The organism is Marinifilum fragile JCM 15579, from assembly GCF_001310955.1.
Classification (GTDB): domain Bacteria; phylum Bacteroidota; class Bacteroidia; order Bacteroidales; family Marinifilaceae; genus Marinifilum; species Marinifilum fragile.
In genome coordinates this window covers 1-13,756 of record NZ_BAZX01000038.1, presented here as the reverse complement: position 1 = coordinate 13,756, position 13,756 = coordinate 1, and the positions used below count along the sequence as shown (strand labels likewise).

General features: G+C 36.7%; 8 protein-coding genes and 2 tRNA genes. All 10 read left to right on the top strand.

Annotated elements, in window-relative coordinates:
- Positions 1-172 precede the first annotated feature (172 nt).
- The 10 genes from mutS to JCM15579_RS18075 all read left to right on the top strand — a co-directional run bounded on the left by mutS (position 173) and on the right by JCM15579_RS18075 (position 13,661).
- Entirely contained in the window at positions 173-2,788 is a 2,616-nt protein-coding gene (mutS, locus tag JCM15579_RS18120) for a DNA mismatch repair protein MutS (protein ID WP_245625978.1), read from the top strand.
- 221 nt (positions 2,789-3,009) lie between these two features.
- Positions 3,010-3,082, top strand: a tRNA-Gly gene (locus JCM15579_RS18115).
- 17 nt (positions 3,083-3,099) lie between these two features.
- Positions 3,100-3,183, top strand: a tRNA-Leu gene (locus tag JCM15579_RS18110).
- Positions 3,184-3,673: 490 nt separating this feature from the next.
- Complete coding sequence (locus tag JCM15579_RS18105; RefSeq protein ID WP_054722420.1) at positions 3,674-4,231, top strand: RNA polymerase sigma factor; 558 nt, start codon at positions 3,674-3,676, stop codon at positions 4,229-4,231.
- Positions 4,232-4,320: 89 nt separating this feature from the next.
- Positions 4,321-5,526, top strand: a complete 1,206-nt coding sequence (locus JCM15579_RS18100; RefSeq protein ID WP_054722419.1) for a FecR family protein — start codon at positions 4,321-4,323, stop codon at positions 5,524-5,526.
- Between the two features lie 77 nt (positions 5,527-5,603).
- Positions 5,604-8,117: a SusC/RagA family TonB-linked outer membrane protein gene (locus tag JCM15579_RS18095; protein ID WP_083464757.1), complete on the top strand. Its 2,514-nt coding sequence runs from the start codon at positions 5,604-5,606 to the stop codon at positions 8,115-8,117.
- Positions 8,090-9,283, top strand: coding sequence for a SusC/RagA family TonB-linked outer membrane protein (locus tag JCM15579_RS18090; protein ID WP_054722415.1), 1,194 nt, complete (start codon positions 8,090-8,092; stop codon positions 9,281-9,283). Before JCM15579_RS18095 ends, JCM15579_RS18090 begins: the two co-directional genes overlap by 28 nt.
- A gap of 12 nt (positions 9,284-9,295) precedes the next feature.
- The gene (locus JCM15579_RS18085) at positions 9,296-10,741 is read left to right on the top strand and encodes a RagB/SusD family nutrient uptake outer membrane protein (RefSeq protein ID WP_054722413.1); all 1,446 of its coding nucleotides are present in this window, start codon (positions 9,296-9,298) and stop codon (positions 10,739-10,741) included.
- A 169-nt stretch (positions 10,742-10,910) separates the two neighbouring features.
- Positions 10,911-12,149: a hypothetical protein gene (locus JCM15579_RS18080; protein WP_054722411.1), complete on the top strand. Its 1,239-nt coding sequence runs from the start codon at positions 10,911-10,913 to the stop codon at positions 12,147-12,149.
- Between the two features lie 12 nt (positions 12,150-12,161).
- Complete coding sequence (locus JCM15579_RS18075; RefSeq protein ID WP_054722409.1) at positions 12,162-13,661, top strand: hypothetical protein; 1,500 nt, start codon at positions 12,162-12,164, stop codon at positions 13,659-13,661.
- The last annotated feature ends 95 nt before the right edge of the window (positions 13,662-13,756 follow it).

Genomic DNA, 13,756 nt, shown 5'->3' with positions numbered 1-13,756 from the left:
CAAATTTTAGATGCGATCAGTTTAAATTTACAACATTGTATATTGAAATCCCATGAGAATTTGGCTTTTTTTCTTTTGTTGAATCATAAATTCTCTCAATTACTTTTTTATAGAATGAGTATATTTGTTCGAGATAAAGAATAGATTACCAAACACACAAAATAGAATTCCCTTGACAAAACAGAAGAAAGCTGTCGAAACACCATTGATGAAACAATATTATCAGATGAAAGAAAAGCATCCTGACGCAATATTGTTATTTAGAGTGGGCGATTTTTACGAGACATTTGAGAATGATGCGATTCGTGCATCGGAGATTTTAGGGATAACTTTAACCAAGCGTGCCAATGGTTCGGCTTCATATGTTGAACTTGCCGGATTTCCACATCATGCAATTGATACTTATTTGCCAAAATTGGTGCGTGCAGGAATGCGTGTTGCCATTTGTGAGCAATTAGAAGATCCCAAAAAGACCAAAAAGCTTGTAAAAAGGGGAATTATTGAGTTGGTAACTCCTGGTGTTTCCTATAATGATAATGTACTTGAGCATCGAGAAAATAACTTTCTGGCCTGTGTGCATTTGGAGAAGAAAACTGCAGGAATTGCTTTTTTAGATGCATCTACAGGAGAGTTCTTAACTGCTGAAGGTAATTTTGAATACATCGATAAGTTGCTTGGTAACTTTCAACCCAAGGAGGTACTGTATCAAAAAGGCAAAGAGAAAATCTTTCATGAATTGTTTGGTGGTAAATTCTATACTTTCACAATGGATGATTGGGTGTTTACCGAAAGTGCTGCAAGTGATCGATTGTTAAGACATTTTGAAACCACTTCGCTTAAAGGTTTTGGGGTGCAGAATTTAAGAAGTGGAATTATTGCTTCGGGGGCAGTTTTACATTATCTGGACATCACCAAACACAGTCAGGCTGGACATGTGACTCAGCTCTCAAGAATTGAGGAAGACAGGTATGTATGGTTGGATAAATTCACGGTTCGAAATCTTGAATTATTTGGAGCATTAAATGATGGAGCGCATACCCTTTCTCAGATCATGGACAAAACTTTGAGTCCAATGGGTTCACGTTTGCTGAAACGTTGGATTGCCTTGCCACTAAAAGATACTGCGCGCATCAATACTCGATTGGATGTAGTGAAATATTTCTACGAAAAGGGTAATGAAGCCTTAAGTGTTGAAGATGAAATCAGGCAAATTGGTGATTTGGAAAGAATCATTTCCAAAGTGGCTGTGGCAAGAGTGAGTCCTCGCGAAGTGGTACAATTAAAAAATGCTCTGTTAGCCATTCAACCAATTAAGAATTTTTGTTTGAACACGGGTAATAGCGGCTTGCTTAAAATAGGTGAGCAGTTGAATCCATGTATTAGTGTTCGTGAGAAAATAGAGAAGGAGATAAAAGCTGATCCACCAAATATGGTAAGCAAGGGTGGTGTAATAGCCGAAGGTGTCTCTGAAGAGTTGGATGAACTACGAAAAATTGCATTCTCGGGTAAAGATTACTTGTTGCAAATGCAGGTTCGAGAGAGCGAGAGAACTGGAATTCCTTCTTTAAAAATTGGGTTCAATAATGTATTTGGATACTATATTGAGGTAAGAAATACACACAAGGATAAAGTTCCTGAAGAATGGATCAGAAAACAGACTTTGGTTAGTGCTGAGCGTTATATTACTCAGGAATTGAAAGAGTATGAAGAGAAAATTCTTGGAGCCGAAGAGAAAATATTAGCTCTGGAAACCAGACTATACAATGAATTGGTTTTAAGTATTGCGGATTATATTTCTTCTATTCAGTTAAATGCGGCAATGATCGGACGTTTGGATTGTTTATTGTCCTTTGCTCGATTGGCAAGAGACAATAATTATTCCTGTCCTGAAATTAATGACTCACAGGTAATAGATATTAAACAAGGAAGACATCCGGTAATCGAAAAGCAATTGCCGATTGATGAGCAGTACATTGCCAATGATGTTTACCTGGATAATGAAAGTCAGCAGGTGATTATTATTACCGGTCCAAATATGGCTGGGAAGTCTGCATTGCTGAGACAAACTGCATTAATTGTTTTGATGGCACAAATCGGAAGTTTCGTTCCTGCCAAATCAGCAAAAATTGGATATGTAGACAAGATATTTACTCGCGTAGGTGCTTCGGATAACATCTCTTTGGGCGAATCGACCTTTATGGTAGAGATGAATGAGGCTGCTAGTATTTTGAACAACCTATCTTCGCGAAGTTTAATTCTTTTGGATGAATTGGGGCGTGGAACCAGCACTTATGACGGTATATCCATTGCATGGTCGATTGTGGAGTATATCCATGAAAACGCAAAAGCAAAGGCCAAAACATTGTTTGCAACTCATTATCACGAATTGAATGAGATGGAGAAATCATTTAATAGAGTAAAAAATTTCAATGTTTCGGTAAAGGAGGTCAATAATAAAGTGATTTTCCTTCGAAAATTGATTCCTGGAGGTTCAAATCACAGTTTTGGGATACATGTAGCAAGAATGGCTGGAATGCCTAAATCGGTTGTGAAACGTGCCGATGAAATACTAATTCAGTTGGAAGGAAATAAGAATGGAGAATCGCTGGCAAAACCTGTTGGTGATATTGCCCAACAGCGAGAAGGTTATCAAATGAGCTTTTTCCAGCTTGATGATCCGGTATTAACACAAATTCGAGAAGAAATATCGGATTTGGATATAAATAATCTTACTCCGATTGAAGCTTTGAACAAATTAAATGAGATAAAAAAGATCTCCGGATTGTAATCAAGGAAAAAAAATGAAAAAAAGTGAGATCCCCATTAATAAAGGCTTTTGGTAGCTATTGTCTGAATTTCAATAAGTCAGAAATGTTACAGCGATGAAAGCCTTTATGGTGGTCAAAAAAAAATGAGATAATTGTTTTTTTTCTTTTGCAGAATAAAAAAATACGCATATATTTGCATCGCAATTGAGAGAACAACGGTTCACTTTTAAAAAGCAAATATGCGAGAATAGCTCAGTTGGTAGAGCACAACCTTGCCAAGGTTGGGGTCGCGAGTTCGAGTCTCGTTTCTCGCTCAAAATCCAATAAGGATGCCCAGGTGGTGGAATTGGTAGACACGCTGGACTTAAAATCCAGTGGCCGTTTGGCCGTGCGGGTTCAAGTCCCGCCCCGGGTACTATTTGAGAATACAAATAGAACGAAAAGCGTTTAAAACATTAGTTTTAAGCGCTTTTTTATTTTCTAAAATTTCAAAAAAACTTCATTTTCCATATAAAAGTTACAAAATCGACACCTTCGAAATTTGTTTAGTAGTGTGGTGTTGATAAGAGTGTAAATTATCTAAAGACTAAAGAGCAATTTGGTTTGATATTATTTGTTCTTAGGTTCATTTTAACGATCTATTAAATTTAAGAATATTAGGTAGTTCACAATCTTGTTAGCTTGCCTGTATGAAGTTTGAACCCTTTTCGATTATATGTGTATTTATGATTGGTTTAAGTTAAACAATTTCATAAGGTTGAAAATAAATGTGCTTCTATAATTTGAATAAGAATTTGCATGAATCTGGTGAAACCTTATATTTACACAATGTTATAAAATGGTAAAACAATTAGTATTTTTCAATTTGTTATTAGGTAATCTTACCATTTATTAACTTAGTGTGTATGAAAATAGCAGGTCAATTAATAGAATATAATAGTCACGAATTTAAAGTCTTGTTTGATGGCCTTTTTCCTGCAATGAGTTTATTAGCAACTCGAATACTCCGCGATGAGGATAGAGGAAGAGATATTGCTCAAGAAGCCTTTGTTAAACTATGGGAAAGAGATAGCGAAGATTTTGCTAGTGAGAATGCCTTACGGGCATATCTATATGTTCTAATTAAGAATGCTTGCTTAAGTGAGATTAGAAAAGAAAAGAACTTTAAAAGAACTTCTATAGAGGATGGCTTGTTTGTACAGGAACAAGAGTTTTTAAATGAAGTTTTGCGAGAAGAAACCTACCGACTATTGCGTGATGCAATTAAAGATTTATCACCTCAGGGACAGCGTGTTGTTACATTAGCATTGAGAGGATATACCAATCAGGATATATCTGAAGAACTAGAAGTAAGTATAAATACCGTTAAAACACTAAAAAAAAGAGCATACAAGTCATTAAGAGAAAAGCTTGGTAGTCAGTTCGTTGTGTTGTTGTTGACAGAGCTTATACAATTTTTTTAGTATTTCTGAACACTTGTGTCACTCCCCATCTGAAATTCTGCGTCTTTCTAATAAATACAACTCTAGATTTTGTTGTAACTTGAAAGATAATGAAGAAAATAAATGAACAAATAATACAGTCAAAACTACTTGTAGGTAAAATTCTTGGCTCTTTAAATGAAGAGGAGAAGAAAAAACTTGAGGAGTGGGAGAAAGATCCTGTTAATAAAAAAAATGAACAGGAGATTTTAAACATTAAGGCGTTTGAAGATTGGAATCAAATGAGGGATCGGATTGATACCTCTGAGGAATGGCAAGAATTTATTACAAGAGTTAGAAAAAAGAATGTTAAAAGTAAGATAATTAGGATGCCTATATATAGAATTGTTGCGTCAATTGCTGCAGTTCTTGTTATTGGTTTTGCCTCTTATTTTGCCTACGAGCTGGTTAATGTCAATAAAGAGTATTTTGCTGTTACAGAAGTTAATATCTCTCCAGGGACTTCTTCAGCTCAATTAATGTTGGCGAATGGTGATGTGATAAATCTTGATACCCTTAAAGAGGAAGTTATCAATGAAGGTAATATTGCTATTGAAAATGAAAAAGGAAGGTTGGTCTATGAAAAGGAAGGAAAAAAAGACAACCGTCAATCTGTTGTAAATACATTGAAAATTCCTCGTGGAGGAGAATATAAAGTAGTACTACCTGATGGAACTCAAGTTTGGTTGAATTCAGATACTGAACTAAGTTATTCTGTGCCTTTTACTGGAAATACACGTCAAGTTGAACTTAAGGGGGAGGCCTATTTTGATGTTGCTCACAATAAGGAAAAACCTTTTATCGTAAAAACAGGAAATCAAAGATTGCAGGTATTGGGTACCGAATTTAATGTCTCTTCTTATAGTGAAGATATTAATATCGTTACAACCTTGGTTAAGGGAAAAGTGAAGATTGATCATTTTATGGATGATAATAATCTTGTTGAGGAGATTTTACTTCCTAATGATCAATTGATTTTTAATAGAGAAACGCAAGACATACAAAAAAGAGAGGTTGCTACCTACCTATATACTTCTTGGAAAGATGGTCGATTTAGTTTTAAGAATGAACCTTTAGAGTCCTTTTTTGAAAAAATATCTCGTTGGTATGATGTTGAAGTCTTTATAACTGACGAAAGTTTAAAGGAAATTAATTTCACAGGAGATTTACCTCGCTATAACAATATGAATGACATTTTAAAAATAGTTGAGGCTGAAATGTCTGTAAAAATTGAAGTTAAAGAAAATAAATTAATCTATGTTTTAAACAAAGAGTAAGGGGTGTTGCCGCACCCGCTTACTCAAAATAACATTTCTAAACCTAGAAATATTATTCCTAATTCATTTACAAAAGTATGAAAAAAAAGAGACTATTAACAGCACTCCGGTCACCTGGTGAGTGGAGAAAATTATGGCTCACTATGAAGTTAACCATTGTTTTAATTTTTGGCTTAGTACTTTCTGTTTCTGCAAAGTCATTTTCGCAAAGTCAGCGAGTTGATTTAAATGTCAAAGACATGAGTATAGCTGATTTATTTGAGGAGATTAGACAGCAAAGCAATTGCAGTTTTTTTTATAATGAGGATAAGATATCTCAATTAGAGAATGTTAGCCTTAATAGGACTGATGTGACAATAAAGGAAGTTTTAGAAGAAATCTTAGAGGACACTGATTTAACTTTCACATTGGTCGGAGATGTTATAATTATTAAGAATAAAGAAGAAGTTGTTCCAGAAGAACAAAAATCAAGCAAAAAAATTAAAGGTAAGGTTACAGATGCTAAATCAGGTGAATTGTTACCAGGTGTTAATGTTTCGGTGAAAGGTAGTTATCTGGGAACTGTTACCGGTCCTGATGGTACATTTGAAATGGTACTTCCTGATTATGTACAAACTCTTGTTTTTTCTTTTATTGGTTATGAGAAGCAGGAGGTTCAAATAGAAGGAAAAACTCAGCTTGATATCTTTTTACAACAAGATGTAATGCAATTGAGTGATGTTGTTATTACAGGTTATCAAGTAGTTAATAAGAGAGAACTTACTTCAGCTATATCGTCAGTAGAGGCAAAGGACTTGGATATGGTAGGTTCGTTAAGCGTTGATAGAATGCTGGAAGGTAAGGCAACAGGATTAATGATTACAAACCTAAGTTCAACACCTGGAGCAGCAGCTAAAGTTCGTGTGCGTGGAGGTAGTACCTTTACAGGTAATCAAAGTCCACTTTGGGTTATTGATGGTATAATCTATGAAGATCCGGTGCCGCTTTCTGCCGATGATATTAATAGCTTTGATAACATTAACCTGATTGGTAATGCACTAACAGGCTTAAACCCTTCAGATATTGCCAAAATTGATATTTTGAAAGATGCCTCAGCTACGGCTATTTACGGTACGCGAGCTGCCAATGGTGTTATTGTCATTACTACCAAGCGAGGTAAAGAGGGCGAACCGGTATTTACCTATTCAGGAGGGATTAGTGTTGTAAGGGCTCCGCGGTATTCTGACTTTAAGTTGATGAATTCCAAAGAGCGAATTGATGTTTCTCGTGAAATGTACGAGCGCAACATTGGAACGATCGGAACGGAACAAAATATTGATCGCCTGGGCTATGAAGGTGCATTGATGAATTTATGGGATGGAACATACTCCTATAACCAATTCCAGGATCAGGTTTCGTATCTGGAGACCTTAAATGCCGACTGGTTTGGAGAATTGTACCAAACGGCCATTACCCAAAAACACTCGGTGAGTGCATCTGGTGGTAGTAAAAGAAGTCGTTATTACTTTTCAGTAGGATATGACGATCAACAGGGAACAGAAAAAGGAGTCGATCTTCAAAGGATTACGGCTATGAGTAAGTTGGATCTTGACTTACGCGAAAATGTACTATTATCATTCAAGGTCAGTGGTTCTGTTCAGGATGCCCAATATAATCATTCATCTATTAACGCTTTTGACGAAGCCTATTATACCAATCGTACAATACCAGTTTATGATGAGGATGGGGAGTTATTTTACGTGAGTAAAAAAATTAATACGTCAACAGGTTTAGCCTACGGAAGGTACAATGTATTGAATGAGATGGAGAATTCGGAAAAAAATATCACCAATAAAGATTTTGCTGTATCAGCTAACTTACGTTGGGAATTTCTAAAAAATTTCCGTTTGACCTCGATGGCTTCTTACCGAAACACCACCAACTTGTCTGAAGAATGGATTTCTGATAATACATTTTACATCGCCAACCTCCGCACTTATGATGCATTTGAAGATATGGTTGCTGAGAATGTTGATAGGTTTGCATCGGTGCCTTTTGGAGGCTTGTACACAGGCGGAATGGTGAGCTCCAATACCTATAGCTTGAGTAATCAGTTGAATTACAATAGGGTAATTAACGATAAGCATGTATTTAATGTTAATGTAGGTCACGAGGTACGCTCTAATCAGTATTGGGGTGCCCAGGGTTTTACGGTTCCTGGATACGATCATTATTATGGTAGAGGGTTTATCAGTTTGGATAGTCCGGGTTATGAAAGAGTAGACGATGTACAGCAATTCAATTTTGGTGACTACTACTATGATAACATGATTAACTGGTTAACCCAAAAAGGACAATCAGTCTATCCGAACATAACCGATCGTTTGCAAAACACAGTGTCGGTATTTGGTATATTCAACTATGTGTATGATAACCGCTATATACTTAATTTTAACATGCGTAGCATGGTTCTAACACTTTTGGGCAGCATGAGCGTTATAAATTTAAGCCTACCTGGTCGGTATCTGGTCGTTGGAATATCCATAATGAAAGATTTTGGAATAACGGGGGTAAAGTTGACGAATTGGCTTTTCGTGCTTCTTACGGTGTAAGAGGAACAATGCCCAATACCACTCCTTACCTGATTATTAGTGATTATAATCGTGAGTTGGCAAGTATTTATGGTAATGAGTTTACCGCCAAATTATCTTCTTTCCCTAATGCTAATTTACAATGGGAAAAAACAGAAACAGTAAACCTTGGACTAAACTATAGTTTATTCAAAGGTCGTATTAGTGGAGCATTTGATTATGCCTATTCAAAAAGTACGGATCTGATACAGCTAAAACCAGTGTCGCTCGTTAATGGTGCTACAACGCAAGCCTACAACGTCGGTTCTAAGGATGTAAGCAGCTATGAATTCTCTGTTCGTACAGTTAATGTTAAAACCAAAAAGTTCGCATGGAGTACCAATTTCAACTTCTCTTACGATAAAGACCGTGTATTGGAAGGTTTTGAGGATGGCGCATCTAATGATGGTTTAACGGTTTCGGATTACTTAAGTGGTTCAATCTATCGAACAAATTTCCCGACAAGTGGATTCTTCTCTTACCAGTTTGACGGACTGGATGAAAATGGCCTGCCAACCTTTGTTGGTCTCGAAGGAGATTACGATACGCCTGACGAGCAGCTAAAAGCAATGCTTGTGTACGAAGGTAGCCGAGTGCCACTTTATTATGGTTCTTTTGGAACGCAAATTAGATATGGTAATTTGAGGTTGTCAGCTAATTTTAACTATAAGCTTGGTTATAAAACACGCCTGTTAAAACTTTACAATGGTTCTCAAAACGTACCATACACTTATGATAATATGAGTAGTACCTTTGTTAATCGCTGGAGGCAACCTGGAGACGAGCAATACACTAACATACCAGGTCTTTCTTCAGATAATCTCGGAATTGTAGGTTCAGACGTCGAGTTTTATGATTATGTATTGCCTAGTGGACAAAACAATGGTTGGTACATGTACGATATGAGCGATGCAAGGGTTGTAAAAGGCGATCATATACGATTGAGTTCAATTACACTGTCCTATAACATGCCTAAAAAACTTATTGATAAAGCAGGTATTAAAAATATGACTGTGGGACTTCAGGCAAGTAATGTGGCTGTCTGGGCCTTCGATAAAAAACTAAAGGGACAGGATCCTGAGCAGGTCAATTCAGTTGGTATGCCAAGTTTGCCAACCTATAGTTTGAGTTTAAATTTGAGTTTTTAAGAACTGATTATTATGAAGAAATTATTATATATCGCATTTGCATTATTGCCCCTGATTGGGTGTAATGACTTTTTGGACGAAGTAGATCAGGATAAAATCATACCTGAAACAACGGACCATTTTGCAGCTTTATTATTAAGGGAATTTAACTATTCGTCAGGAACAACGGACCGTAGTGTTAATTACATGACGGACAACCTGACCGAAAGAAATGGGACGGATGCCTTTGATACGAATAAGAAGGGATACAAAACCTATTATACCTGGCAGCAGGAAATAGAAATTGATGAAGAAGGTCAAACGATTGGTTCTGCTAATAATGCATGGGGGACTTTATATGAAGATATTGCCATTGCCAATTATGTGATTGAATTGATTGATGATGCTATAGGAGATATTGAAGAAATCAATTATATAAAAGGAGAAGCTTATTTCATTCGTGCCTATGCCTATTTTAATCTGTTAAATCTATACGGCGTTCCTTTTAATGAGTCGAGTGCAGCATCAGATTTAGGGGTGCCATTGCGCCTCGATACAGGTGTGGAAAGAACCTACCGACGCAGTTCGGTGTCAGAATGTTATGAGCAAATTGAGGCTGATATCACAAACGCAATTAGTTTGATTGATGAAAGTGGCTTAACCAAATCTAAATGGCATCCCAATGTAGCAACTTGTAACTTGTTGATGTCAAGGGTTAAATTATACCAGAATAAATGGGATGATGTGATTGCCTATGCCGACAAAGTGCTTGAAAACAATAGCCTGACGGTTATGAATACTAACATTCCATTTGTTAGTAATGAAAACAATGAAATCCTTTATTCTTTTCAGACTGTTAACATTTCGGACTGGTCATCAGGTTCTGCTAAATACTATGCAGTAAGCAACGAATTATACAATAGCTTTGATAATGCAGATCGACGGAAAGAGATGTTCTTTGCGGAAATAACCGCTGAAACAAACGAGAAATACATCTGGACGAATAAATATAACACAGCATTTACGACTATGGGCTGGTCTAACTTCCGTGTATCCGAAGCCATTATGAACAGAGCCGAAGCGTATGCGGCATCAAATAATGCAACACTTGCTTTAGACGATATAAAAACACTGCATGCCCATCGCTATACTGCAGGAAGCAGTATCGAATATCCAGAAAATGACAGTGAGGTATTGTCGTATGTTTTAGATGAAAGAAGAAAAGAATTTTGTTTTGAAGAACATCACCGATGGTTTGACTTGCGTCGTATGAATGATCGACCTGAGATTAAACATGTGTATTCAGTGATTGATGACAACGGAACATTGCTTCAAACCGAAACCTATACTTTATTCAGTGATGATCCGAACTATACACTTCCATTGCCCTTAGTGGAACGTGAGAATAATTTAATTATACGTAATGTTGAGCGCTATGCAAAATTTCCTGAAATAGATGAAGAAGTGGTAATTCCTTAAGCTAAGGAATAGAAATTCAGAGTCTTATTTTCAGTGTTTAGTCTTAACCAATTACAAAATTAAATCATATTAAACACGAGTGTAAATTTTAATTAAATACCAGCAAAAGAGGCTTCATTAGAAATTGCATGAGAGTTATTTATGACAAATGAAAATAAAATTTAAAGAGATGAAAAAGTTATTTATATACGCAGCTTTAGTCGGTCTCCTGGTTTCGGCCTGTGAGGAGGATGAAAGTTTGACGCCTTCAATGCTTGATGAGAATCGGGTGGAGGTTCTAATGGAACAACAAGGAGAATATGGAACTCAACCATTAATTGAAAAATGGTTCACAACCTATAATACTGGCGTATTATTCGAATATCAGGATACACTTGATTTCATTTACCTGGCCGCCAGTCAGAATTCTAACAATGTTTGGAAAAGCCTTTCATTTCCTCAAATACGGACGATGTATCTGGATGAAGAAGGTAATTTGCCTGAGGAAAGTATAGCGGACTATATGGACTATGTCGAAAAAGGTTTGGTTTTTTTAGATACAACCATATTTGATTTCATCGTACCGGGTAGTACCATAGCCGATATGATGCCGCCGAAAATTTTGATTAGCGCTAGCTTGAGTGGTAAAGCATCAACAGCTAATTACTGGACCGAAGGAGATTATGGTGTGTCAAGTTCCAATTCAGCCAACTTTCATTCCTTATTCAATTCACATGCCATGGTGTTTAATGTGAATCAGGAGAACCTGGCGCTGGGTGCAGATAGTTATATCAAAGATAATTTCTATTTGTTTATCTGTAAGTTGTATCAACAAAACAGCTTGTACGACCAGTTTAATGAAGATATCTATAAATACTCGGCACCTTATTTTAATACGCCCATAATGGATGCTTATATAGCCGATTATGGTGAAAATCAAGAGGCGTGGACAGAATTGACGCCAAATGGTAAAATTCCGTTGTCATGGTTGTTGGAGAAAGGTTTTATTGATGCTGAGGGTTTTTATGGATTCAGTTTTAAAAGTTATAGAGAAACTACATATCCTGTGGATGAAAACGGTGACTATATTGTATGGGATGGTAAAGGTTACTGGAGCTACCTCAGGGATGAAAACGGTGACTATTATTGCGACGCGGATGGGAATCGTATTAAATTCCTGAAAGTATATGTTTACCACGACTATATTAATGTTGATCTGGATGACGATACTGATTTATTCCTTAAGGACAAAGAGGAGTTTATTCGAAGCTATACCAATCAACTGCTATATCGAACTTATGATGAGCTAAATGCTTATCCGGATAATGTGAAAACAAGTTTGGCATTAATCGCTAATACACTTATCGACTGGGGGATTGACCTGGTGGCGTTTAACCCAGAACTTGAACAGTTTCTTAATGAATTATAAAAGCAAGAGCGTATGTTTAAAAATAAAATAAATACAATAGGAGCTGCCATTTTATTAGGATTAGTAGGTTTGGTAGCTTGTCAGGAGGATCCTGAGTTCCCGGATCCAGGTTTTGAAATTTCAAATAAAAGCGTTGAAGTAAGAAGAGATACGATTAATACGTATCATCTGGAGTTTCAAATGAGTGTACCCAATGGAGTTGAAACAATCGAGGTGCTTAATGGTAATGATTACACTGTGATTGATCAGTTGGATGAATATAATGGAAAAACCAAGTTCTTGTTCTCGTATGATATTGACCTTACTTCAATTGATAAGGATACCACACTTAATTATATCATAAGAGCAGTTGATACTTACGAACGTAGTATTAATAAGGGCTTAAAGTTGGTTGTTAAAAAGAAATCAACACCTGAAATACTTGTTGTTGGTGGAGAAGAAGTGGCCTTATCACTACCTGCTTACCTGGCGAAGGCTTTGGTAACAACAGGTCTCGCACCAATTGAAACCATTAGCGTACGCTTTGAAGGTGAAGAGGTAGAAACCATTACAATACCTGCCGATACTTCGGTATATGAGTACAAGTTAAAAGAGCAGGTGATAGTGGGTATGTTGGAAGATGATCGGACATATAGCGTGGAAATTGAGGTGAACGATAAAGGTTTTAATTATACTACTGCAAGTGGAGAGACCATTACCCGCGAGCCATTGAGCTACGTCAAAACAGTGACTCTCACCAAAGGTGTGGAAACACGTAAAATACCTTCAAGTATAACTTATTCAAGAGGTATTAATGGAACGCCAACCCGTATTTGGTTTTACGCCAATGGAGATTTGCAGGTTGATAGTATTGCTGCTCAATATTATAGTGCTATCAGTGGTTGGAAAGAACCTACCGGTTCGATGGTCTTTACATATAATGCTCAAAACATGGTTGATACGATCAAGTTTAAGCGTTATGGCAGAAAAAGGGTATTAACCTATGTAGAAGGTACCACCAAGCTTGATAAGATTGAAGAATGGGATGATATAGATGCCACCCCAGACAATGTACAGCCCGCTGATGTAACATTAGAAGTCTCGAATTTTACCTATAACGAATTAGATCAAATGGTATCGTATTTTTATGAGCCATCATCTTATATGGTTAATAATATAAGATACAGTGATCCGTTTAGTATTGAACAATATATGGGCTTAGAACCATTCTTTGATGGACCTGATGTTGATGCTAATGCTGCCGATCGCGAATACTACGACACCTTTGCTCCGGTATATGCTCCGGCATACACACCTGGTTTACCAACATGTGTTGAGCTTGAGGGAGGATCTATATTTGAAGAGGCGGTAAAAATTGTATGCTCTAATCCATACCTGGCAATTGAAGTAAGAGATGGAGCTGGTGAAATCACCAGAGAATATACTTACAATACCGACGAACAAGGTCTTATAACCCAGATGAGTTGGGTGAAAGATTCATACACGTATTTCTATACATTTAGCTACGATTAATCTTAATGATGAGCTCACTATTTCTTAATACATTGTATTTGGAGGGTGAGTCCTTTCGTTATTTAAGATGGCACAATAATACATTTATCCGGCGT

Excerpts from the sequence above, each read along its gene's own strand:
- JCM15579_RS18105 (WP_054722420.1), top strand. The coding sequence starts at position 3,674 with ATGAAAATAGCAGGTCAATTAATAGAATATAATAGTCACGAATTTAAA.
- JCM15579_RS18100 (WP_054722419.1), top strand. The coding sequence starts at position 4,321 with ATGAAGAAAATAAATGAACAAATAATACAGTCAAAACTACTTGTAGGT.
- JCM15579_RS18095 (WP_083464757.1), top strand. The coding sequence starts at position 5,604 with ATGAAAAAAAAGAGACTATTAACAGCACTCCGGTCACCTGGTGAGTGG.
- JCM15579_RS18085 (WP_054722413.1), top strand. The coding sequence starts at position 9,296 with ATGAAGAAATTATTATATATCGCATTTGCATTATTGCCCCTGATTGGG.
- JCM15579_RS18080 (WP_054722411.1), top strand. The coding sequence starts at position 10,911 with ATGAAAAAGTTATTTATATACGCAGCTTTAGTCGGTCTCCTGGTTTCG.
- JCM15579_RS18075 (WP_054722409.1), top strand. The coding sequence starts at position 12,162 with ATGTTTAAAAATAAAATAAATACAATAGGAGCTGCCATTTTATTAGGA.